Origin of the sequence: Butyrivibrio sp. VCB2006 (assembly GCF_000420945.1) — a bacterium.
Taxonomy (GTDB): domain Bacteria; phylum Bacillota; class Clostridia; order Lachnospirales; family Lachnospiraceae; genus Butyrivibrio.
This window is the reverse complement of record NZ_ATVX01000004.1, coordinates 83,558-107,046: the sequence shown is the minus strand read 5'-3', so window position 1 is coordinate 107,046 and position 23,489 is coordinate 83,558. Positions and strand designations below refer to the sequence as shown.

Below are 23,489 nucleotides of genomic sequence, written 5' to 3'. Positions count from 1 at the left end.
ATTATTTGATGAAAAGAAAATTTGCGTGGCGAAAACTTAATATACCGGCACTTCTGCTGATTGCCCTGATAGTTTTTCTTAGCTTGCCTGTTTCTGTAAGCGCGAGAAAACCATTAGATACCAACCAGGCCGGAGATTTGACACTGCAGTATCTGTCAAATGAAGCAGAGAACTCGGATAATATCATTCCAATCACAGGAGTTCCTGTTAAGATTTATAAGGTTGCAGAGATCAATCCTAATGGAAGCTTTACTCTGTGGAATACTTATAAAAATATCTCTAATTTCCCGGTTACTGACATCAATAAGATTGATAATCAGGACACTTGGAAGCAGGTAGCTAATGTTATCGGTGGATTTATTTATCAGAATAAAATCGGGCCGGTAGCAACAATGACCACAGATGGTGAAGGAAACGTTCATTTTACAGGAATAGATATGGGTCTGTATTATGTTGGGCCTGTTGTTAAAGAGGCTAATGACTGTATTTACTCTTTTGATCCATTTATGATCTCTGTTCCAGGACTTGACGATGATGACAATTGGGTCAACCCTGTAAATGCTGTAGTAGCTAAGGTTAAATGTAAGATAACAATGCTGCCTAAGGATGTTTCCTATGAGGTACTTAAAACCTGGAACGATTCCGGCTACGAGGCATACAGACCATCATCAATTACCGTTACATTGTACCTTGATGGCGCAGAGTATAAGACTGTTACACTTAGTGCAGCTAATAATTGGAGATACTCCTGGACATATATGGAGGGCCATATATGGACTGTTTCTGAGCATGTGACAGGAAGATATACAGTTTCACTTACAACAGGTGGTAATACCTTTAGGATTACAAATACCTATAATCCGCCTGAGACACCGGATACTCCGGATACTCCTGATACACCGAATACACCACAGACTCCGGACACACCACAGACACCTCAGACACCTCAGACCACAAGCTCAACTAATGTGTTCCCTGGACTTCCTGAGGTTTTGGGCGCTGTAAGAGATAAGCTTCCACAGGTTTTGGGCGCAAGGAGACTTCCTCAGACCGGACAGCTTTGGTGGCCACTTCCTGTTTTGGTTATCGTTGGTATTCTTTTGATCATTAGGGGAATCAAGAAGAATAAAGAGGCTTGATAGTAAGGAGCTATAGATCAGGGGATAAAAAAGATCTATAGGGTATGATGCAGATGTAAAGGGCATCATTTATGAAGAAGATAGTAGGTTATATTTATATACTGATGGGTGCGGCGTGTATATTGATTGCAGCCATTATCATCAGAAACAATTTAAATGAAAATGCTCAGGCAGGAAGCGCTTCTGATGAATTTTTGGAGGGCGTTATTGCTCAGATTCCCGACACGGTTCTGGCAGCTAGCGGAGATATGCCTGTAGTTGATGTGGAAGGTCATAGCTTTATCGGTACCGTAGAAATTCCTTCATTGGGACTTCTTTTACCGGTTCAGAATGAATGGGATAAGGCTAATGCCAAGTATGCTGTCTGCAGATATACAGGATCTGTCTACGACAATGATCTTATCATTGCAGGTCACAACTATGATGAACACTTCGGTAAGCTAAAAGAGCTAAATACCGGAGATGATGTCATAGTAACTGATATGAACGGTATCAGCTTTTACTTCAAGGTTTCGAATATTGAGACCCTTGGACCAATGGATTCAGATAAGATGAAGTCCGGAGACTGGGATCTGACACTATTTACCTGTACAATCGGCGGAGCAAACAGGGTAACAGTAAGATGCGAAGCAACAGGAGAATATACTGAAACCGGAGCAACTCCTGATGTACTTGACGCAGCTGAAAAGAGCAAACATATAAGAAAATAAGAATATATAAGACCATCGATTTTCAACTAAATCGGTGGTTTTTTCTTACGTTTTTTTCATAATAGTTTAATACAATAAACATACAAATTTGATTAAGAATGCTGGCTTTTTTGGTATAATTACCTTAGGAAAGGATAATTTTTTACCGATATAGCAAATATAGAACACACGCCATTTTAATTTTTTAAAATATAATTAGCACTCTCGAGTAGACAGTGCTAAAAAACGTGATATAATGTCATCAAAGGAGCAAGTTGTCATTGTGCGGATGAGACAGTTACATGAAGTAACTGAGCACGATGTATTCCAGGGAGAGGAGTTGATGCGTAGTGATTATAGTAAAAATGAATGAAACGACTGTAGAATGCAGTATCGCGGCATCAGAACTTCATGAGATTGGTCTTACTCCGGAGGCAGTAATAAATGGCGCAGAGAACACCACATCATTTTTTGCCCAGCTTAATAAAGAGGTTGGAGCGCAGCTTGATTATGACCCTGAGACGGAGGTTATGATGATGAGCAAAAATATGATGATGGATGGTAGTGTTCGTATTTTTGCGGTTAAAATGAGCAATGAAGATATTCAGAAAGCAACCGAACGTATTCGCGGAGCAGCTGAGACTATTCTGAAGATGCTGACTCAGGAGAGAGTGGACGAGATCAAGTCCAAGACAGGAAGAGATAAGGGCGTTGCGCTTAATGAGGTCATCACTAACGTAACAGATACTATTAACAGGATTTACGGCAGGGATATGGAACCTGAGTTTTCACCGGAAGGCTCTCAGGCAAGATATCAGCCTATTTCCGAGTATGCCAGATACATGATGGAGTTCGATGAGCTGGAAGAGGCAGAGAGGTTCTCTAAGGTTGTACAAAGGCTCCCTATTGTGGATTCAGTTCTTTACAAGTACAAAGACCGGTACTATATGCTTGCGGGACTTATGTCTTCGGACGAGGGCATCATTTATGAGATGAGAAGAGCCGGAGTTGAGTACTCACAGATGCTGACAGTTAATTCACCGGAGTCCATGTTCATAGCCGAACACGGAGATTGCCTGATTGGAGAAGATGCCATAGTTCACTTGGCAGATCTGACTAGATGAAGAAAAAAGTTTCAGTTTTTAATTTCACTAATGTCTATGAGAAACAGAGCTTTTATCAGTTTGATAAAAGCTCTATTTGTGTGTCTGATAGTACAATTCCGGATGCGAAGAAAGTAGACCTTACCGGTATTTCAGGCACCAATTGTATGTGTGACGACGCTGCTATGGATGCAATCAGGAAGGCTATTTCTGATAACAATATTGGAGCTGATGAAATACACTTTATAGATAACGGCAATTACCACTACATGTCTGCAATCATGCTTGAGCAGATTATAGAGCCTATTTCACTGGTTGTGTTTGATCATCATCCGGATATGCAGCCACCAATGTTTGGAGATATCTTAAGTTGCGGAGGCTGGGTTTTATACGCGCTTGAGCATAATCCTAATATTAAGGATATTCATATCATCGGAGCGGATGAGAAGCTTATTTCTGAGCTTCCTGAGGATGTGAGAAGCAGGGCTTTATTTTATAGTGTAAGTGATGTTATCAGAAAGGCGGATTCTGATAGCGAAGAAGCTTGTGTGGTAAATCTTCCTTCAACGCAGTATCCGGTGTATCTTTCAATAGATAAGGACGTTTTGTCAGCTGAGGAGATCACAACTAACTGGGACCAGGGAGAAATGACAAGGAACCAGCTCTTTTGCCTGATAAAAGAACTATTGACCTGCAGAGAAGTTATTGGGGTTGATATCTGCGGTGAATGCGCTCTGGACCAGGAGGGTATTAACGTGGATGAGGCTGTAGCAGAAAATGATAAGCTTAATAAAGAGCTTCTTGGCATATTGCTGAATTCATGAAAGGTGAGGATTGAAAATAATGGTTTGTTTTGGGGTTACTATGTGTGCGCTCCTTGTTCTGAGCGTTTATATTGCTGGTAAAAACAAAGTAAATATCGGTGATGGACTGGCTGTTGCAGCTTCTGGGCTTATTCTTTCGATGTATGCATTGGCTTTTTTCAGGGCCATGAAGCTTATATGGGTCGTGGCTGCAATAGTGATACTTGTGGTTTTGGCAAATGTCCTTCGGGCAAAAAAGCAGAAGGGTGATGCTGATTCCAAAAAAGATGCGGTAGTTAAGATGCTATTTTCTCTGTTTCTGTTTATAGCTTCTGTATTTGTTGTATGTATGCTTGCTTCAGGAAACGTGTTTTCCTGGTGGGATGACATTAATTTCTGGTCTTCCGATGCAAAGCAACTTTTTTATATGAATGGCTTTCCTGGGAAATACGGAAATGTTTCGCCTGAGTTTGGAGATTATCCACCTGTTACTTCGATTTTTAAGTGGCTCTTTTTACAGATAGGAGGAAACACTTATATTGAGGGGCTTCAGTTTGCGGGATATTATGCGTTAAATGCAGTGTTCCTGATGCCGCTTGCTGCTAAGGTTGTAGATTACATCTGGGATAGCAATAAGGCAATAGGATTCAGAGTGGTTTTCTCAGTAATATCATTTCTTGCAGTAATGGCCTTTCCTGGGGTTTTCAACGGGATTATCTATTATGGCACACCTGCTGATATTACCATGGGAATAGTGTATGGAGCTCTTTTACTGGCTATTTATGAGCAGGATAAGTGTACTGAGGCTTTCTACTACGTTAGGATAACACTATATACAGCGGTTCTTTTGCTGACCAAATCAGTGGGAATTGAGTGGGCAGTTTTTGCGCTGATTTTCTATGCTCTGGTTGCTAAAAAGAATGTGAAAATGATCTTTGCAATTGCCGGAAGTGGACTGTTCTACGGAAGCTGGCTTGTCTTTTGCCTGATTAACAGGAGAGTTGCCAAGCTCACCGGAGCGGGAATTAAGATGGCGACGTCAGGAACCTACACAGCACCTCAGAATACGGCAGATAAGGCCGGATTTTTCTGGGAAGGACTTTGGACCATGCCTATGCATGCAGATCGCAATCTGACCCTGGACCTTCCTACGGCAGTTATGGTGCTGATCATATTTGCGTTCATGGCTTTCCTTTTATGGAAGAAGATTTTTGATAAAAAGACTGGTGTAAAAATCCTTGTATTTATGCTTGTTACAGGTCTTTTGACCTATGGAATAATATTCTTTGCCCATATCTCAATCTTCCAGGGAGAGGATCAGTACCTTGATGCCTATGCAATGGCAGTGTCTGTGGCAAGATATGGATTTCCTTTTGCATTTGGTTGTAGCTACTTCCTGATAGGGGCTGCTATGCAGAATGGCCAAGAAAAGAGTATTCCTGCCCCAATTGCTATAATTGCAGGCTTTTGCGTCTTCGTACTGCTTACCGCTGATTACGCAGGCATGTACAAACATCTTTTGGGCTATAGGGCTTCAGCTTCGGAAATTCAGGCTAGTAACAACGAGATGGTTGGAGATGATGGTAGAGTAATAGTTAATGCTGTTCTTGAGGATGACAGTCTCTGGGGAAAAAGAGTTCTTGTAATGCGTGATGGACATACCTATCACTGGGTGCACGATACCTACATAAGCAAGGAAGCATCGCCTGTTCCGCTGGTGTATGATGCCTTTATGGCAGAGAGTGAGGACAGCGCAACCATGACCAAAAAGATATTGGAAAAGCATGCCTCCTATGTATATGTGGAGGATGAAGAAGGTCTTTCCAAGGACTTGTTTGAGCCGTTGATGGCAGATGGTGTGGAATATAAGCCCGGAACGATATACCAGGTTGTTTCGTACAATGAGTACATAAAACTCATAAATAAGAAATAACGAGATTGCAGATAGTGTGCGTAATAGCGTATAATAATAATTGCGTATATCGCATAAAATCAGTGGCTGGGGGATTCGTTATATGGAGAAGAGATTTAGAGAGTATCTGAAGCACTTTGAAAAGCTTGATTATGATGTTTTGTCCGATGAGGAGATTCAGGATGAAAAGAGTAATCTTGAGCTTAAGATGACGATTCTGCATCAGGAGCTTGTAAGAATACTTATTGTCATGATTGGTATGCTGATCTGTACCTGTATTTTCCTGGCAAATGGGCTTTGCGGCAGCAATCTTATATGTCTTATTCTGGCGGTAGTAACAGGGCTTTGTGTTATCTGCGCAGCTATACTGTATAAATCTATTGCGGGAGTTATAAAAAAGTTGGATATGTTTGTAGACAAACTCACATTGTTGTGATATTATAATTTTTGTCGCTCGCAGGAGTGGCGGAATGGCAGACGCGCATGGTTCAGGTCCATGTGTTGGCAACAACATGAGGGTTCAAGTCCCTTCTCCTGCACTTTCTTTATGAGCGGCTGCGAATTCAATATATGGAATGCGGAAGTGTCGGAATTGGCAGACGAGCAAGACTAAGGATCTTGTGATGCTTACATCGTGAGGGTTCAAGTCCCTTCTTCCGCACTACAAAAAGGATCAACTCAGATGAGTTGGTCTTTTTTTTATTGTGCGAGCAAGGAATGGTATAATTGTTATAATAGACTAGATACTAACAATACTTGATTTCGGAAAGGAAAAAGCAATGGGAGTATTTTCAAAAGTACATCGTTTCAGAGAAGCCGGAGAAGACGCTAACGTTAATAACGTGGAGAGATTTGGAACACCGGCAAAATCAATGTTTACTACATCAAAGGTATTTACACTGCACAGACTTATTGATATCACCGATGAAAACGAGAATGTGATCTATCATTCTTCAACAAAGTTTCCGTCAATTCGTGACAAGACTGATATTACTGATGCCCAGGGCAATCAAGTAGCACATGTTGAGAGAAAGATATTTACTATCCATGAAAGACACTTTGTTACCATGGCAGACGGACTATCTTTTGAAATCTCCAATGAGGTCATGCATATAGTAAAAGATATAACCAACATTGTGGGCCTTGGATGGCAACTTAAAGGAAATGTATTGGGGCTAAACTTTGAACTATATGATGAAAATGGCGAAGTTATTGCTGTAATATCTCAGAAGATGTTTTCAATCCATGATAAATACTGCATTGACATATATAAGCCTGAACATGAGAAGGCAGTAGTAGCTATCCTTGTTACACTTCAGCATATGATCAGGGACAGACAGGCTGCTTCCGGTGCATCAGGCTCATCATCTTCATCAAATTGACGCTAATAATACATGGGGTAAAAAAATCGAAAAAAAGTTTATAAATTTTTGTTGACGTTTTGGATTATTCTTGCTATTATATACAAGTCGCCGCGAGTTAGCGACGACGGTTCGCGGAAGTGTCGGAATTGGCAGACGAGCAAGACTAAGGATCTTGTGATGCTTACATCGTGAGGGTTCAAGTCCCTTCTTCCGCACTGCAAAAAGGATCAACTCAGATGAGTTGGTCCTTTTTTCGTAGTGCGAAAGAGGAACTTAACCCTGTGTTGTTACCAACACAGGGTTTCCTGGCAGCAAAGCTGTCAGGACTAGGAACATGCAGTGCATGTTCCGTCGCAAGTCCCTTTCTTTCGCGGTGTATTTAATCGCTAGGTATTTCCTAAAGTCACCATCTTTTTAATTTAGAGTTATCTTCACGTTCCGACCTATGATTTCATCGATTCCACTTACGGTTACAAAGCAGTTAAAGTCAGATAAGATGTCTCTAAGCTGTCTTAGTTCATAGTGGCTTATTACTACGTACAGAGCCTTGTTCTGGCCACCTATGTAGCCTTCGGTGTTCCATTCGGTACAGGTTCGGCCAAGCTCCTGGTAAATTTTATCTTTTATGGCAGATACATCATCGTGGGTAAAGATAAGGCAGCCTCTTTGGGCATCAAAGCCTTCTTCCACCTTGGTCATAACGATTGATACCAGGACATAAGTAAGGATTGAGTAAAGACCTCTGTCCCAACCATAAATGAATCCGACAATAAGATAAAGAACTATGTTGAAACACAGGACCTGTCTGCCGATGGAAAGATGAATCTTGGGACTTAGGATTGAAGCTATTATCTCAGTTCCGTCAAGGCAGCCGCCATATCTGAGAACTATACCTACGCCAACGCCCAGGATAAGTCCGCCAAAAGTTACGGCCAAAAGATAGTCTTCTGTAATTGCGGGAGTCTTTTCGAAAAAGGCTACAGCGATAGCGAAAACAGTCATGGCGAAAACAGAGCGTATTACAAACATATGGCCCTTCTTTTTCCAGCCAAATAAAAGAAATGGCACGTTAAAAAGCCAGGTTACGATACTTAGCTTAAAACCTGTCATGTTGGCAGTAATCATGGAAACACCGACGATTCCGCCATCAAATATATTATTCGGACCAAGGAAATCTTCTACTGAAAAAGCAGCGATGGTTGCACCTATTGCAATCATGATGAAACAGAATACTTCTTTTCTAAATGCTGAAATCTTTGATTCTTTTAGCATCTGCAGCTCCCCACTTATATGAAAAGACGTCTGACGATTTATAGTTGTAATAATATTTTATCACAATAATGCTCGGTAAAACACGCACCATGTCTTTGCAACTATCTTTGTGTTAATATTGTTTAGTTAATAGAAAACGTCTGGGGGATTATTATGCATATCCTGGTTAATATCAAACAAATTGGAAAAAAGAAAAACAAGATAGACAAGATGTCTTTTTATCTTGAAAACAAGCCGCAAACGGTCAGAGATCTGATAACTGAGTGTGTTCGTACCTGTGTGTCTGATTACAATGAGCAGGTAAAAAAGGGCGAAGTGTACAAGCCGTTATCTACTGAGGAAATTGATGATATGGCATCTATAGGAAAGATAGCCTTTGGAATCAATTACGGTGGGAAGCTGGCTGATGAGAAAAAGGCTGTAAAGAATGCTTTGCAGAGCTATGAAGACGGACTGTTTTGTATCTTCGTGGAAGGTAAAGCGTTGGGATCATCAGGGGATATTATTGAGGAAGAAGTATCAGACAAGGAAAGCGTCCTTGATGAAAGAGTGACCATAGAAGAGAACACGGAAGTGACCTTTATTCGCCTTGTAATGCTATCGGGCAGAATGTGGTGAGAAATGATGCTGAGCAGGGGAAGCTTAGCCATAAAAATATATAAATAAATTGTTGGGGAAAAATACAATGGCGCAGATTACAAATGAAGAAAAAACGAGACTATCCAAACTGGGTTTTCACTATTCCTATGAGGAAAATCAAAGAAGGCAGGAATATCTAAAAACTCTTCCGGAGAACATCCAGAAGTTCCTTGAACCTTACAGAACTAACTTTTTAAGTACTCAGTATGCAAAAGAACTAGTGGAGAATCTTAGAAAAGATCCTTCTTATAAGCCCTCGGATTTTGTTAAGGCTAAAATGCCACAGCTATTTAATGGCTTTCTAAATCCCGATCACGCAGAGGGGATTTTCTACACAATCGATCATATTCCCGAAAGAATTTACTCCTATGGCTACGGCAGAAGGTCTCTTAGAAGCGCTGATCCAGAAATTGTAGCAAGCGTAGTAGCAAGAAAACTACAGTTTTTTGGTCAGTATGATTTTGCAGATGACAATTTATGTGATTACCTGGAGGGGAAAGTCAGTGATGAAGTTCTTGGTTACATGCTTTATGACTTTAACTCAGGACTTATGCTTGGAGATCTTATCGCAGCAGAAATTGATTTTGGTAATGAGAGAATGATCAAAATCCTTACTGACTGCATCAATGGTGAAAATGAGGTTTCAATCAGAAGGGCATTTTTCCAAGCTATAGTTAAAGCTCATAACACTGAGCTTTACGAGCTTCTAGGTAAGCTCCTTTGCGCAGCCAAGCTTCAGGAAGGGCTTCGTCAGTCAATCTGTGAGTCCATGGATGAAGGCACACCAAAAGCTTTTATGTACCTTCTTAAGGTTATAAAAGACAATAACTTCATCAGATTTTCTTCTGTGAAAAGAGCTTTCGCAGTCTGGCTTGGATACATGACAGAAGACAGTAGTAAGCTTGAGAGAATTTCTGATAAGATGGTTGACTACGTATACGACTGTCTGAGCGATACTACTAAACGCGATGAGTATCTTCACAGCGAAGACTCCATGAAAATGCACATTGCCCTTTGGTCTATCGGGTTCTATGAAGTTACGGATCTAATGAATACTATGCAGAGACTTGCCAAGGAAGGCACCAGACACCAAATCCTTACCATGTCCTTTAGCATGCACCTGTTAAATAACAGTTCTTTTGCCCATAGAACTGCAAAGCCCATCATTGATCAGTATTACGAAGACCCTGAAATAGTTACGGCCTATATGAGATATTTCATGCCGGGACTACGCCTTACTGACAAGGAGGATTTGCCAAGAGTAGATAAGTATTTCGATGATGAAAAGCAGGCCCTTCATTATTACAACAGGTTAAAAGAAATCTATGATAACTTCCAAGGCAAAAAACAGGCCTATGACCCATTCATTTTCCCATGGTACTCGGCAGAAATTACAAAGGGAGAACTTGTTTTCAAAATGGCATATATTGCCTGCGCCTTGAAAGACGAATTGCTAACCGATGATATCTGCAATATGTTTGCGGACGCCGGTGCTGATGGCCGTGGCTATATTATTCTGGCCCTTTTGACAAATCCGACTACTGAGCTTCAGAGAAAAACACTCACCGCAGCTCTTTGCGACAAGGCTGAATGGACCAGAGACAAGGCCTATGAGGTTGTATGCGATGCGAAAGCTCTTTTAACCTCTGATAATTATCTTCAGATGGAGGAAATGCTCAAATACAAGGCTGCAGATGCCAGAGAGAACCTGATAAAACTTCTTCTTGAGCAGGAGGATAAGGCTCTGGAGGGGTCAATAGCTAGGCTCCTTTCTGACAAGAAGGAAGAAAAGAGAACAGCAGCCCTTGATATGATCCTTAATTTGTCCAAGGATACTGCAAGGAAGAGCCTTTACAACAGATGCGTTATCCTGGCAAAAGAGATGGAAAGCCCCACTACCAAGGAGCAGATTCTTCTTCAAGGAATCCTTCCTGCAAAAGAAACCGAACGAACAGTGGAAACGGAAGTTCTTTTTACTGACAAGGACAAGTACGAACCTGAAAATGTTAAGGACAATCCTATATTGAAAGACTGTGTGGATACCTTTATGAGGTATTTCCCGGAATCCTCGATAAAGGCAGATCTATATCCGGAGCCTACTAAGGGTGGACTTATCGGCAAGATAAAGGAAGCTCTGCATGGAACGGAAAGCAGCGATGCAGCCCAAAAGGCTAAAGAAGATCTTAAGGCCCTCGGTAACTTCGTAAAGCTCCATGAAAAGGACGAATTTGAGTTTAACGGGGAAAAGCACCTTGTAGGCGGCGATGTCGGATTATTCCATCATTGGGATCAGGAGGGACACAGAATTATTCCGTTTACAGAGCTGTGGAAGGGATATCTAGAAGAAAATGTTAAGAGTCCTGAACAGTATCTTAGAATGTGTCTTGCAAATTATCCCGTAAACCAATGGAATGAGTCAAATTCGGCTACAAGTCCATATGCGCATAGGGTTTACGGCGAGGAATATTTCGAAGCCTTTGCATATGAATATCCGGGGCATTGTCACAGGATTCTTGCCACACTTTTGGACGACTTTGTTCCGAAAAAAGACCGCCAGAAGCTTGCAATTGCCATTGCTGCTTATTTTACCTATGGAGTTAAGGGGGCAGGTCTTTATACCAATTATCAGTCAAGAAGAGGCGTTTTAAGTACCAAGACAATTTCAAATGAGCATATTACCTGGTTGCTGTCCAAGATAGATAGAACTGATGAAGAGACCATGAGCGTTACATTCCCCATGATCACAGAAATGTTCAGAAATCATGTTGATGCATACCCGGAAAATAAGAGTTTAGAAGAGTATTATTATCCTACATCTTCAAATCGCCATGCCAGAACAATGTATCCTGATTACATGAAACCAAATGCCAAGGTGACAATCCTTGCTTGCTATAGAGGCGTCATAACAAAGGGGCAGATGTACAGTCTTTTACTTGATCCGCCGGATTTATCGGATACCCTGACGTTCATTTCTTCCGCAGTATCAGCCATCAGGGAAAAAGACAGACTGGTTTCCACAAGGGGATATATTCCCTGGGAAAAGGTAAGAGTTTTAAGAGATATTTCTGCTGAAAACGACGAAAAGCTCCTTAGCTTCATTGATGAAATATACGAGAAGGTTATTGCTCAGGTTCTGGCAGTAGAACTTACGAGAGGTGATTCTCAGACCATTTATTCAAACTGCATTAAGCAGATTCACAGAGTATATGGAGTAAAGACCTTTGTTTCTATAATTGCTGCTTTGGGAAAAGAGACATTGGAGAGATCCGACTATTACTCAACTGCCAGCAAAAAGGGTGCGCTGTCAAGGCTTCTTGCTGTGTGCATCCCTGACGCAACCGATAATGCCGATAAGCTTCGAAAAGAACTTGAGGGAACTGACATCACAGATAAGAGGCTTGTGGAAGCATCACTTTATTCTACGGAATGGCTTGAGATAGTAGGAGAGTACCTGGGCTGGAAGGGCTATGTATCCGGCTGCTATTATTTCATAGCCCACATGAACGAGCGATTTGATAACAAAAAAACAGCTGTAATAGCCAAATATACTCCACTTGAGACAAGAGACCTCATGGGCGGAGCCTTTGACGTCAATTGGTTTAAGAGCGTTTATGAAGAGCTGGGAGAAAAGCGCTTTAATGTAATTTATGATGCAGCCAAGTATATTTCAGATGGCAGTAAGCACTCAAGAGCCCGCAAATATGCTGATGCTGTTCTTGGAAAGGCAGATGTAAAAGAAACAGAGGCTGCTATTTCCGATAAGAGAAATAAGGACCTTCTCATGTCTTATCCGCTTATTCCGCTTAAGGGTGAGGATGATATCTGTGCCAGATATCTTTTCCTTCAGAAATTCCTTAAGGAGAGCAGGCAGTTTGGTGCTCAGAGAAGTGCCAGTGAAAAGGCAGCTACAGAAATTGCCATGCAGAACCTTTCAATCAGCGCCGGATATAGCGATGTGATGAGACTTACCCTCAGAATGGAGACCAAGCTTGTTGAAGATATGAAGGAGCTCTTTGAGGAAAGAGAAGTTGGCGGAGTAACTGTTAAGCTGGTTATTGACGAACAGGGAAGCGCATCTCTTGTGGCCATCAAAGATGGAAAGACTCTTAAGTCTGTTCCTGCAGCAATTAAAAAGGATGAGTATATTAAAACACTCACAGATGCCAAGAAAAAGTTGACTGAACAGTACAGAAGAACCAGAAATATGTTTGAGCAGTCTATGGAGGACAGGACATACTACACTGTGGGAGAATTGGGTATTCTAAGTAAGAACCCGGTAGTTGAACCTATCATCAGAGACCTTGTATATGTTACGGAAAAAGATAATCAGGTAGGATTCCTTAGAGAATGCATTCTTACTGACTATGAGGGAAAAGAGACCAAGCTTACAAAGGATGATCAGGTAAGAGTTGCCCATTCCTTTGATGTTTATAAGGATGGTCATCTTTCCGATTATCAAAAGAACCTCTTTGACAGAGGCGTAATACAGCCCTTCAAGCAGCTGTTTAGAGAACTGTACGTCAAGACCGAGGAAGAAATGGAAATGCTTGACAGCCGCAGATATGCAGGCAATCAGATTCAGCCCGGAAAGGCTATTGCTCTTCTTAAATCAAGACGCTGGACACCTGATATTGAGGATGGAATACAGAAGGTTTATTACAAGGACAATATCGTGGCAACTATCTATGCTTTGGCAGACTGGTTTTCTCCTTCAGATATAGAAGCACCAACCATGGAATGGGTGGCCTTCTATGATCGTAAGACGGGTGCGGCAATTAAGATAAAAGATGTGCCTGACATCATCTTTTCCGAAGTAATGAGAGATGTAGATTTGGCTGTAAGTGTAGCTCATGCAGGTGGTGTTGATCCGATGACAACTCACTCTACTATTGAGATGAGAGCAGCGCTTGTGACATTTACAATGCCTCTTTTCAAGCTTTCAAATGTTACTGTAGAAGGAAGTCATGCTCACATAGAAGGCAAGTACGGAAGCTACACGGTTCATCTCGGAAGCGGAGTTGTGCATAAGATGGGTGGTACCATGATAAACATTCTCCCGGTACATTCACAGCACAGAGGAAAGCTCTTCCTTCCTTTTGCAGATGAGGATCCCAAGACAGCAGAAATTGTAACAAAGATTCTGTTTATGGCCCAGGATAGTAAGATAAAAGACCCAACTATCTTAAGTCAGATAAAATAAAACAAAAGATGTCGAAGTTGTATAAACAACTTCGACAATTCTTTACATAAAAAAGTAATATAAAATACCGATTTAGCAATAATATCAATTGAATAGCGGCTTGAATTGTGATAAAGTACACGTGAAATTTTATTCTAAATTTAGGGGGTATATATGGAAGAAAATTTTAACGAGTCTAAAGACAATGAGATCAAAAATAACGATACGTTGGCTGAGCTTTTAAAACTGACCAAGAAGCAGCTCTTTTTCCAGAGAATAGCAGCAGTAAGCTTGGCAGGTGTGTTTGTTGTAGTGGCGATTGCCATGCTTATCATGATTCCACGAGTGACAACCACTCTTAGCCATATTAATAGTGTGGCTGTTAAGGCAGAGGCATCACTTGATAAGGTTGATACCATGACTTCGGATATATCCGGATCGGCTCAGAACTTCGATAAGCTTTTAAATGACAATGGCAAGAAGCTTACTGATGCCGTTACTTCAATTTCGGAAATTGATTTTGAGGGACTTAACACAGCTATCAAAGATCTTCAGGATGCAGTGGGACCTATGGCTACATTCATGAATAGATTCAGATAAATATTATTTTTTTATGATATAGGATTCTTCATCAGTGCTAAGGGGGAAAGCGGTATGAGGTATCTGGTTTTGCGGGAGGAAAGAGTTAATGAAATGCAATTTGTTGAGGAGAATACTGGTATGTGCTCTTGCATTTACCACTGTATGCTCCGGTTTGGGGACTACTGTCGTTTACGCAGGCGATGTTGACGAGACTGCTATTGTTTATGATGCCACTGAGGCTTCAGCTTCGGACGGCTCTACATATACAGAAGAGACAGAAGAGACTGCTGAGCCTGAAGACTTAGAAGATTCAGAGGAATCAAAAGGATCAGAAGAAGTAGAAGAGGCTTCAGCAGGAGATACCTATGTAGCAGATGAGGCGACAGAAGAAGATTCTGAGATAACAGACGAAGCAGCTGAGGAAGATACAGGCATAACAGACGAAGCAGCGAAGGAAGATTCAGGTGTTTCAGACGAAGCAGATGAGGAAAACAGTGGAGTAACAGATGAGGCTGCAGCGGTAGATACAGTATCTATCCTTGATTCCAAGGTTGCAAAGGCCGCAGCTCTGACTCAGAGTGCGGGAATCGTTACTGACCTTAGCAATCCTGAATTTGGCTATATAGAGAAAATAACCGTACCGGATAGCATTTCGAATATTGGTGAAAAGATATATTTGGGATTTAACTTTTTTATCAAGAATGCAGAAACCATTCCGGATGGAAGGTTTACTTATACATTACCTGATAGCTTAGACTTTTCTGCAGTTGTTGGCAAAACTATTCCTGTAAGCGAAAATGGCGTAGAGATCGGAACAGCTATTGTAGGAAGTGATAATGTTATATCTTTTCAGATCAATACTGACGTATTGGAGAAAAAGCCAAATGGTCTTCATGGAAGTGTAGGTCTTACCTGTGTTGTTAATTCCAACAAGACAGGGGGAGATGAGAACGTTAAGATCTCATTTTCTGATGGCACAGATGTTGAAATAAAAGTAATTAACCCGGTTATTACTGCAAGTAAGGGGAATGTTGATATCCAGGTAGGCAAAGCTACATGGAAAGTGGAATTTAATGTAAGTGCTGCGACAGACGGCTTTGTAATTACTGATGAACTTGGAAGCAATCTGATTTTTGACGGGGATGTTTATTTTGGCAACATAAAGGGTGAGATTCAGGATGGCAGAGTGCTCACAATAAATGTTGGACATATCGAAAAAGGAACTTATACTCTGCGTTACAATGTTAAGGCTGTAGGTGACCTTAGTACTGCAGGAATGAGCGCTGAGGAGATTTTTAAGGCGGGAAATGGTAATGTATGCACTTGGACATGGACCGGTGCCACCGGAAATCATAGTGTTTCTGGATATGCTACTCAGTCTTCTGCTCATTGGCTTGATAAGTATGGCGCAAATATGTCTAATCCTGGACTTATTTCTCCGAGTGGAATTGCGGATTGGCAAGTATATATTAACCGAGGATCAAGACCTAATGATATTTCAGGATATACTTTTGTAGATGTGCTTGATTCAAGGATGAAGTTTTCTTCATTTAATCCAATCATAAAGATTTCCTATGACAATAAAAAATGGGCAAACTACAAGCAACTTGACAGTTCTAATTTTGTTTTTGAGGATGGAACCTGGAAAATTAAATATACATTTCCTGAAACAGCTCCAATAGCGTATTATAAGTTGTTTTATAGTACAGAGATAGTTGGAGATCTCCCTAACACAAAAACTCCCTATTTCAATACTGCATATATTTATAAAGGCGATGTAAAAGTAGCAGAAGCAAAGGCAAGAAATGTATATGATTATTCTGGCAAAGTTTCTGCAGGTATTTCAAAGTTTATATTGGATGAGACCAGTGATGACGGAGTCCTTCTTGATAGAAACGAAGATGGTATAGTACGTTGGGAGTCCATTTTTACTTTAGAGGGTGCTAAGAACAATTATACGGTAACAATAACAGATAAAATAAATCCTAATGCCGGAAATAACGCGATTAATGGCAAGCAAGTAGCGGCCAAAGTCCTTCCGGAGACAGTTGAGGTTTATAAACTTGATGCTGCTTATAATCCTGTGGGGAAGGCGCTTACAAACGTAACAGTAACAACCGAGTCGGCTAATTCCTTTAAGATAGTTGCTAAAAACCTTACTTCCGGACAATATGGAATCTTTTATCGTACTCAGGATTATTATGATTCTGTGGACAACCACGTATTCCCAAGTGGAAGTACTGTAAGATTTGATAATCATATTGAAATGCTTGTAGATTGGACAACATATAAAGCAGATGCTTCATATATTGTTGAGTCAAAAGGCCTTCCAATGAAGAAAACGGCTTCAGAGGGATATTATGATTCCTCCATTAAGCAATATGTCATTCCTTGGAGTATAGTTGTTAATCAGAATGATTTTGGACAGGCTAATGAGAGTATATCTGCAGGTATGGATACTACTATTAAAGACTATCTTCCTGACAACCTCGAATACAAAAAGGGAAGTGCTAATCTTAACACTCTTGATGGGACATTGATTAGTAGTATGGAGCCAAGTGGTAATAAAGAGCTTACTTGGACATTTAAGTGGCCTGAAGGGGTGCAGGGAAATGGCAATGCTTGTGTAATTAGTTTTGAAACTGTTGTGACCAAAGATTATTTTGATTCATTAAAGAATCAAAATGGTGGTGGAATAGTCACTTTCTCTTTTGAAAACAGTGTAACTGGTCAGGTAGGCGGAAATGCCGGAATGACTAATGCAACAAGCGTTAATTCACTTACGCTTATTGATAAAACGGCATCTTTGGACAAAAAGAATCAACTTATAAGCTACTCCATTGTTATTAATGACTCGAGTGTTGACTTGATAAATGGATATGAGATTAAGCTTTCAGATAATCTTACCAATGGAACACTTGTAGCCGGATCACTTCATGTTTATGAGTATGCTAATGGAAGCAAAGGTACAGAAATTGTTCTGGGAGATGGCAAGATTACTACCGGAAATAAAGGAAAATCCTTTGAAATAGTAGTTCCTGATGAAAAAGCTTTATTGATTGAATATCAGGTTATGGCTGATATGGAAGAGGGGGATAATCTTGCTAATGGAAAAACTTCTGTTACCGTCAGCAATAAGGCTACTCTTTTTGGAGAAGGTGCAAAGAGCGATGCTGTTGAAGATAAGTATACATTTGACAGGGTTTCAGCAAACATCACCAGTGAGAGAGGCGAAATCAAGATTACCAAGGTAGAGACAGGTAATATTCTCACAGGACTTGCCGGAGCTAAGTTTGGACTTTATAAGGTTGATCTTGATACCGGCAAAGAAACCAAGGTTTCAGAAAAAGATACTACAGCACCGGGCTACTGCATTACCTTTAGTGAAGATGGCAAGTATGATTCACTGATATTTGATACACTTTACTACTATCAGGAAATCAAGGCACCAAATGGTTATAAGCTTGATGATACAAAGCACTATGTAGTGTTCAAGGCTAGAGACTTTGAGTCAGTTGAAGCTAAGATAAATGCTTATCTAAACAGCCTTCAGAAGAGTGTGGATTTCAAGATTGTGGATGTTACTTCCGGAGATTCCACTGTTGAGGCAGTTGTAGAAAACAGCAAAATAACAAAGATTCCTGATGATCCGGACAAGGACAATGACACACCGGAGGATGACACAACATATACTCCTTCAGAGGAGACTTCCGTTGTGACACTTACAACTACAACAACTACAATAAATGGTTCTACTGTAACAATGCTTGATCTTCCTGAGGTTCTTGGCGCAAGCAGAAATCCTGATGACCTTCCCGAGGTTTTGGGAGCAAGAAGATCAAGAACAGAGGATCGAGGCATGGCAGGAGCATTTGGGGCAATTATCCTTTCATTTATCGGACTTGCAGTTCTTTTGACTAAAAGAAATAAAGAAAGCAGAACAAGTTTGTAATTCTAACGGAATAGGCAGGATTTAATTTATATCATGGCAATAGAGCTTAATACTTTCTTTAATCTGATGCACTATGAATACGGAGAAGCTTTTTTTGGCAGCTACAAGGGAATGCGCTACAGACTTGCAAGAGAACCCCTTGAAAATGTCAAATTCGTGCCTGTTGATAAGAGAGGGCCGGCGACACTTATGGCTACAGTTTGGCCGGAGCCTTACTCCTATGGAATGACTGATAAAGAGCTTATGACTTCAGAAAACTTCGAGGTTTCCCAAGAGGGACTGGAGGCAGCAGTAAAGTGGATAAATGATCAGTACGAATCCAGGCAATGGCAGTAATTTTAATTGCTACAACTTTTCTAAAAATTTTTTACAATTAAAAAAAGGATTTTCAAACCCCACGTCGAATATTAGTAGATGTGGGGTTTCTATTTACAAGTGTAGTATTCTTTGCAGAGTGCGAGGAGACCAAATGAAAATCAGAGAGCAACTAGAAGAAAGAGAAGCACAGATACTTAGTAAGTATGCAACACTTAGTACTAATTCCAAGGGAAGAGACATTGATGAGAAACCATGCGATATAAGGCCCTGTTTTCAAAGAGACAGAGACAGGATACTTTATTCCAAGTCCTTTAGAAGACTCAAGGATAAAACGCAGGTTTTCCTGGCTCCGGAAGGTGATCATTACAGAACCCGTATGACACATACCCTGGAGGTTTCACAGAATGCCAGAACTATTACCAAGGCACTTAGGCTTAACGAAGATCTGGCAGAGGCAATAGCCCTGGGACACGATCTTGGACATACGCCTTTTGGCCATGCAGGCGAAAGAGCACTTAATGATGTATGTCCCTTTGGGTTCAAACACAACGAACAGAGCCTTAGAATAGTGGAGAAGCTTGAGAATTACGGTCAGGGTCTTAACCTTACCTGGGAGGTAAGAGACGGAATCCTTAACCATGAGATGAATCTTCAGCCCGCCACACTGGAAGGCAGAGTTGTGAGATTATCAGACAAGATAGCTTATATGCATCATGATATGGACGATGCCATAAGGGGCGGAATCCTGGTGGAAAGCGATATTCCTGAGGATCTTGCCAAGGTCATCGGTCATTCCAACAGAGAATGGATTGATACCTTTATCCATGACATCATCCTTAGCAGTATGGATTGTGATGACATCAAAATGTCTGACGAAGTTTTTGATGCATTTCATAAGCTTCGTAAATTTATGTTTGAAAGAGTTTATACCAATCCTGTGGCCAAGAGCCAGGAGGGTAAGGTAGAAGATATGATCAAGATTTTGTATCAGTACTATCTTGACCATATAGACATGCTTCCACCATATCTAAAAACTATGTTGGAGGAGGGCGCTGCCAAAGAGCGTCTGGTATGCGATTATGTCAGCTCAATGACTGACAGATACGCAGTAGCAGTATTTGAAGAGGTATATGTACCTCGTTCCTGGGGAGTATTATAACAATGCGATATTCGGACGAAATCATCGAAGAAGTCCGCAGTAGGAATGACATTGTTGATGTGATTGGGCAATATGTCCATCTTCAGAAGAAGGGAGCCAACCATTTTGGCCTTTGCCCTTTTCACAACGAAAAATCCGGGTCCTTTTCCGTATCGTCCCATAAACAGATGTATTACTGTTTTGGATGCGGAGCAGGCGGCAATGTCATTACTTTTTTGATGAAATATGACAACTTAACATTTCAAGAGGCAGTTAAACAATTAGCCGACAGGGCAGGAATCAAACTTCCGGAGGAAGATGATTCGCCGCAGGCCAAGGCTATGAGAGACAAAAGGCAGATACTTCTTGATATCAACAAAGAGGCTGCCAAGTATTATTACTATCAGCTAAGAGGCAGAACAGGCCAGAAGGGCATGGAGTACTTCAGGGAAAGAAAGCTTACCGATGAGACCATGCAGCACTTTGGACTGGGATATGCCAATATTACAAGCGATGATCTGGTCAAACACCTTAAGAGCATGGGATATGAGGATTCGCAGATAATAGATGCAGGTCTTGCATCCTACGATGAGAAGTACGGGACCCATGATAAATTCTGGAATAGAGTAATGTTCCCTATCCAGGATGCATCTCAGAAAGTTATAGGATTCGGCGGCAGAGTTTTGGGAGATGGCAAGCCCAAGTACCTGAACTCACCGGAAACACTGATCTTTGATAAGAGCCGTAACCTGTTTGGTCTTAATTATGCCAAGAACTCAAGGGCAGGTTACATGATAATCTGCGAAGGATATATGGATGTTATAGCAATGCATCAGGCAGGCTTTACGATGGCTGTGGCATCCCTTGGAACTGCCTTTACTACGGGACAGGCAATGATCCTTAAGCGATATACGGATGAAGTTATTTTGTCCTACGATAGCGATGAAGCCGGAACCAAGGCAGCGCTTCGCGGAATCGGTATTCTCAAGGAAGCAGGACTTAAGGGTAAGGTTCTTGACCTTCGCCCTCACAAGGATCCCGATGAGTTTATCAAGAATGAAGGAAAAGAGGCATTCGAGGAGCGAATCCGTAATGCTCAGAGCACTTTCTTCTTTGAAGTAAGGGTTATGGAATCTCAGCATAATATGGCAGATCCCGAAGAGAAAACCGAATTCTACAGAGATATCGCCAAGAAGCTCTGTGAATTTGAAGAACCCTTAGAAAGAGAAAACTATACGGAAGCTGTGGCAGCCAAGTACAACATAGCCATAGCAGATCTTAAACAGCTTGTTGCATCTTATGCAGGACAGGCCGGAATGGTAACCAAGGCATCAAGACCGCAGTCAGGAATACAAAAGAAGACAAAGCCTGAGGATGGAGCCAAGAAAAACCAAAGACTCCTTCTGACATGGCTTACAGATGAGCCTGAAATCTATCCAAAGGTCGCAGCCTGGGTTAAACCGGAAGACTTTTCTGATGATCTGTACAGAAAGGTTGCAGCAGAAGTCTTTTCCGGAATGGAAAACGGTAACTTTTCCCCGGCAGCTATACTGGATCACTTCACTGAAGAAGAACAGTATGGTCAGGTAGCAGAGATGTTCAACACCAACCTGGTGGACATAGAGACCAAGGAACAAAGGAAGAAGGCCTTCAGGGACATTATCCTAGGAGTAAGACAGGCAGGATATGACAGGCAAAAGAGAGAACTCAAACCTGACGATCCCGAGTTCCTGACTAAGACAATCCAGGGCAAAAAAGCTTTGGAAAAACTGGCACACGCTGATATTTCACCGGATGATTAAGAAAATAACAGAAAAGGAATATAAAAAATGGCAAAGAAAGAGACAACACCAAAGGAAACAGAAGCTAAGAAGACTGTAAAGGCTGCCGCTAAGAAAGAGACAGCCGCTAAAGAGACAACTAAAAAGGAAACTGCTAAGAAAACTTCAAAGAAGGCTGCAGCAGCCAAGGAAGAGGCAGTAGTAGAAACAAAGGCTAAAAAGTCCAAGAAGGCAGCTGAAGCAGAGACCATTGACGAGGCACCTGTAGAAGAAAAGAAACCTGCAAAGAGAGGCAGAAAGCCTGCAGCTGAGACTGCAGCAGCCAGCGAGGAACCAGCTAAGGCCGGAAGAAAGTCCAAGAAGGCAGAAAAGGCAGAGGCAGCTCCAAGCTCTGACGATGGTGAGATCGATGAGGCTACCAAGGAGCTCTTTACTCAGAAGGTAAAAGAAATCCTTGCTCTTGCCAAGAAAAAGAAGAACGTTCTTGAGTATGCCGAGATCAGTGATTTCTTTGCTGAACTCAACCTCAATGAAGATCAGTTTGACAATGTCCTTGAAGTTTTAGAGAACTCAGGAATTGACGTACTTAGAGTATCTGAGGACGATGTTGATGATATCCCTGATGATGAGGATATGCTCCTTGGGGATGACGATGAAGAAGTTGATATGGAGAATATCGACCTGTCAGTGCCTGATGGAATCAGCATCGAGGATCCTGTCAGAATGTACCTCAAGGAAATCGGTAAGGTACCTCTTCTTACAGCTGATCAGGAAATTGACCTTGCTAAGGCAATGGAAGCCGGAATTGAGGCTGAAAAAGAACTGGCTGAGGACAAGGAGAACAAGCTCTCAGATGCCAGAAAGAAAGAACTTAACGCAATTATTTACGAGGGAGAAGAAGCTAAAAAGCGTCTTGCTGAGGCCAACCTTCGACTTGTTGTAAGTATTGCCAAGAGATATGTTGGTAGAGGAATGCTCTTCCTTGATCTTATTCAGGAAGGTAACCTTGGCCTTATCAAGGCTGTAGAGAAGTTCGATTTCCGTAAGGGATTCAAGTTCTCAACATATGCTACATGGTGGATCAGACAGGCTATCACAAGAGCTATTGCTGACCAGGCCAGAACAATTCGTATTCCTGTACACATGGTTGAGACTATCAATAAGCTCATCCGTGTAAGCAGACAGCTCCTTCAGGAACTGGGCCGTGAGCCACTTCCGGAAGAGGTAGCAAAAGAGATGAACATGCCTGTTGAGCGTGTTCGCGAAATACTCAAGATTTCTCAGGAGCCTGTATCTCTTGAGACACCTATCGGTGAAGAGGAAGATTCACATCTTGGTGATTTCATTCAGGACGACAACGTACCTGTACCTGCAGATGCTGCAGCATTTACTTTACTTAAGGAACAGCTTGTAGAGGTTCTCGGAACTCTTACAGAGCGTGAGCAGAAGGTTCTTCGTCTTCGTTTTGGTCTTGATGACGGAAGAGCAAGAACTCTTGAGGAAGTAGGTAAGGAATTTAACGTAACCCGTGAGCGTATCCGTCAGATTGAGGCTAAGGCTCTCAGAAAACTTCGTCATCCAAGCCGTAGCCGTAAGCTCAAGGATTATTTGGATTAAG

Annotated in this window: 16 protein-coding genes and 3 tRNA genes; 18 read left to right on the top strand and 1 reads right to left on the bottom strand. The window is 41.4% G+C overall.

The annotated features are described in order from the left end of the window. The first annotated feature begins 8 nt into the window (after window positions 1–8). The 10 genes from G613_RS0104750 (at window position 9) to G613_RS0104705 (ending at window position 7,225) form a co-directional block, all read left to right on the top strand. Entirely contained in the window at window positions 9–1,139 is a 1,131-nt protein-coding gene (locus G613_RS0104750) for a Cna B-type domain-containing protein (RefSeq protein ID WP_029231565.1), read from the top strand. 71 nt (window positions 1,140–1,210) lie between these two features. Next, complete coding sequence (locus G613_RS18485) at window positions 1,211–1,849, top strand: sortase (RefSeq protein WP_029231564.1); 639 nt, start codon at window positions 1,211–1,213, stop codon at window positions 1,847–1,849. Window positions 1,850–2,178: 329 nt separating this feature from the next. Continuing rightward, window positions 2,179–2,952, top strand: a complete 774-nt coding sequence (locus tag G613_RS0104740; protein ID WP_155828034.1) for an adaptor protein MecA — start codon at window positions 2,179–2,181, stop codon at window positions 2,950–2,952. Beyond that, window positions 2,949–3,755 (top strand): arginase family protein, encoded by an 807-nt coding sequence (locus tag G613_RS0104735; RefSeq protein WP_029231562.1) that lies wholly within the window; start codon window positions 2,949–2,951, stop codon window positions 3,753–3,755. Before G613_RS0104740 ends, G613_RS0104735 begins: the two co-directional genes overlap by 4 nt. 19 nt (window positions 3,756–3,774) lie before the next feature. Then, entirely contained in the window at window positions 3,775–5,667 is a 1,893-nt protein-coding gene (locus G613_RS0104730) for a hypothetical protein (protein ID WP_155828033.1), read from the top strand. 82 nt (window positions 5,668–5,749) lie between these two features. Then, window positions 5,750–6,082, top strand: coding sequence for a hypothetical protein (locus G613_RS0104725; protein WP_029231560.1), 333 nt, complete (start codon window positions 5,750–5,752; stop codon window positions 6,080–6,082). 20 nt (window positions 6,083–6,102) lie between these two features. Continuing rightward, window positions 6,103–6,185 (top strand) — tRNA-Leu (locus G613_RS0104720). Between the two features lie 38 nt (window positions 6,186–6,223). Beyond that, window positions 6,224–6,307 (top strand) — tRNA-Leu (locus G613_RS0104715). A 118-nt stretch (window positions 6,308–6,425) separates the two neighbouring features. Further along, window positions 6,426–7,028 (top strand): LURP-one-related/scramblase family protein, encoded by a 603-nt coding sequence (locus G613_RS0104710; RefSeq protein ID WP_029231559.1) that lies wholly within the window; start codon window positions 6,426–6,428, stop codon window positions 7,026–7,028. Between the two features lie 113 nt (window positions 7,029–7,141). Next, window positions 7,142–7,225, top strand: a tRNA-Leu gene (locus tag G613_RS0104705). Between the two features lie 199 nt (window positions 7,226–7,424). On the opposite strand, the gene G613_RS0104700 is transcribed toward G613_RS0104705, so the two are convergent. Continuing rightward, window positions 7,425–8,282 carry a YitT family protein gene (locus G613_RS0104700; protein ID WP_029231558.1) on the bottom strand — a complete coding sequence of 286 codons (858 nt, stop codon included), beginning with the start codon at window positions 8,280–8,282 and terminating at the stop codon, window positions 7,425–7,427. A 153-nt stretch (window positions 8,283–8,435) separates the two neighbouring features. Here G613_RS0104700 and G613_RS0104695 point away from each other — a divergent pair, with 153 nt between their 5' ends. The 8 genes from G613_RS0104695 to rpoD all read left to right on the top strand — a co-directional run bounded on the left by G613_RS0104695 (window position 8,436) and on the right by rpoD (window position 23,488). Beyond that, window positions 8,436–8,900, top strand: coding sequence for a hypothetical protein (locus G613_RS0104695; RefSeq protein WP_029231557.1), 465 nt, complete (start codon window positions 8,436–8,438; stop codon window positions 8,898–8,900). A gap of 67 nt (window positions 8,901–8,967) precedes the next feature. Beyond that, window positions 8,968–14,121 carry a DUF4132 domain-containing protein gene (locus G613_RS0104690; protein WP_029231556.1) on the top strand — a complete coding sequence of 1,718 codons (5,154 nt, stop codon included), beginning with the start codon at window positions 8,968–8,970 and terminating at the stop codon, window positions 14,119–14,121. A gap of 153 nt (window positions 14,122–14,274) precedes the next feature. After that, on the top strand, window positions 14,275–14,700 hold the full coding sequence (locus G613_RS0104685; protein WP_029231555.1) for a hypothetical protein: 426 nt from the start codon (window positions 14,275–14,277) through the stop codon (window positions 14,698–14,700). Between the two features lie 88 nt (window positions 14,701–14,788). Further along, window positions 14,789–18,634 (top strand): SpaA isopeptide-forming pilin-related protein, encoded by a 3,846-nt coding sequence (locus tag G613_RS0104680; protein WP_029231554.1) that lies wholly within the window; start codon window positions 14,789–14,791, stop codon window positions 18,632–18,634. Window positions 18,635–18,667: 33 nt separating this feature from the next. After that, complete coding sequence (locus tag G613_RS0104675; protein ID WP_029231553.1) at window positions 18,668–18,970, top strand: hypothetical protein; 303 nt, start codon at window positions 18,668–18,670, stop codon at window positions 18,968–18,970. Window positions 18,971–19,103: 133 nt separating this feature from the next. Then, window positions 19,104–20,111, top strand: a complete 1,008-nt coding sequence (locus tag G613_RS0104670) for a deoxyguanosinetriphosphate triphosphohydrolase (RefSeq protein ID WP_029231552.1) — start codon at window positions 19,104–19,106, stop codon at window positions 20,109–20,111. Window positions 20,112–20,113: 2 nt separating this feature from the next. Next, window positions 20,114–21,892 (top strand): DNA primase, encoded by a 1,779-nt coding sequence (dnaG, locus tag G613_RS0104665; RefSeq protein ID WP_029231551.1) that lies wholly within the window; start codon window positions 20,114–20,116, stop codon window positions 21,890–21,892. 384 nt (window positions 21,893–22,276) lie between these two features. Next, a complete protein-coding gene (gene rpoD / locus G613_RS0104660; protein WP_029231550.1) occupies window positions 22,277–23,488 on the top strand; it encodes an RNA polymerase sigma factor RpoD in 1,212 nt (403 codons plus the stop codon). Window position 23,489: the final 1 nt, after the last annotated feature.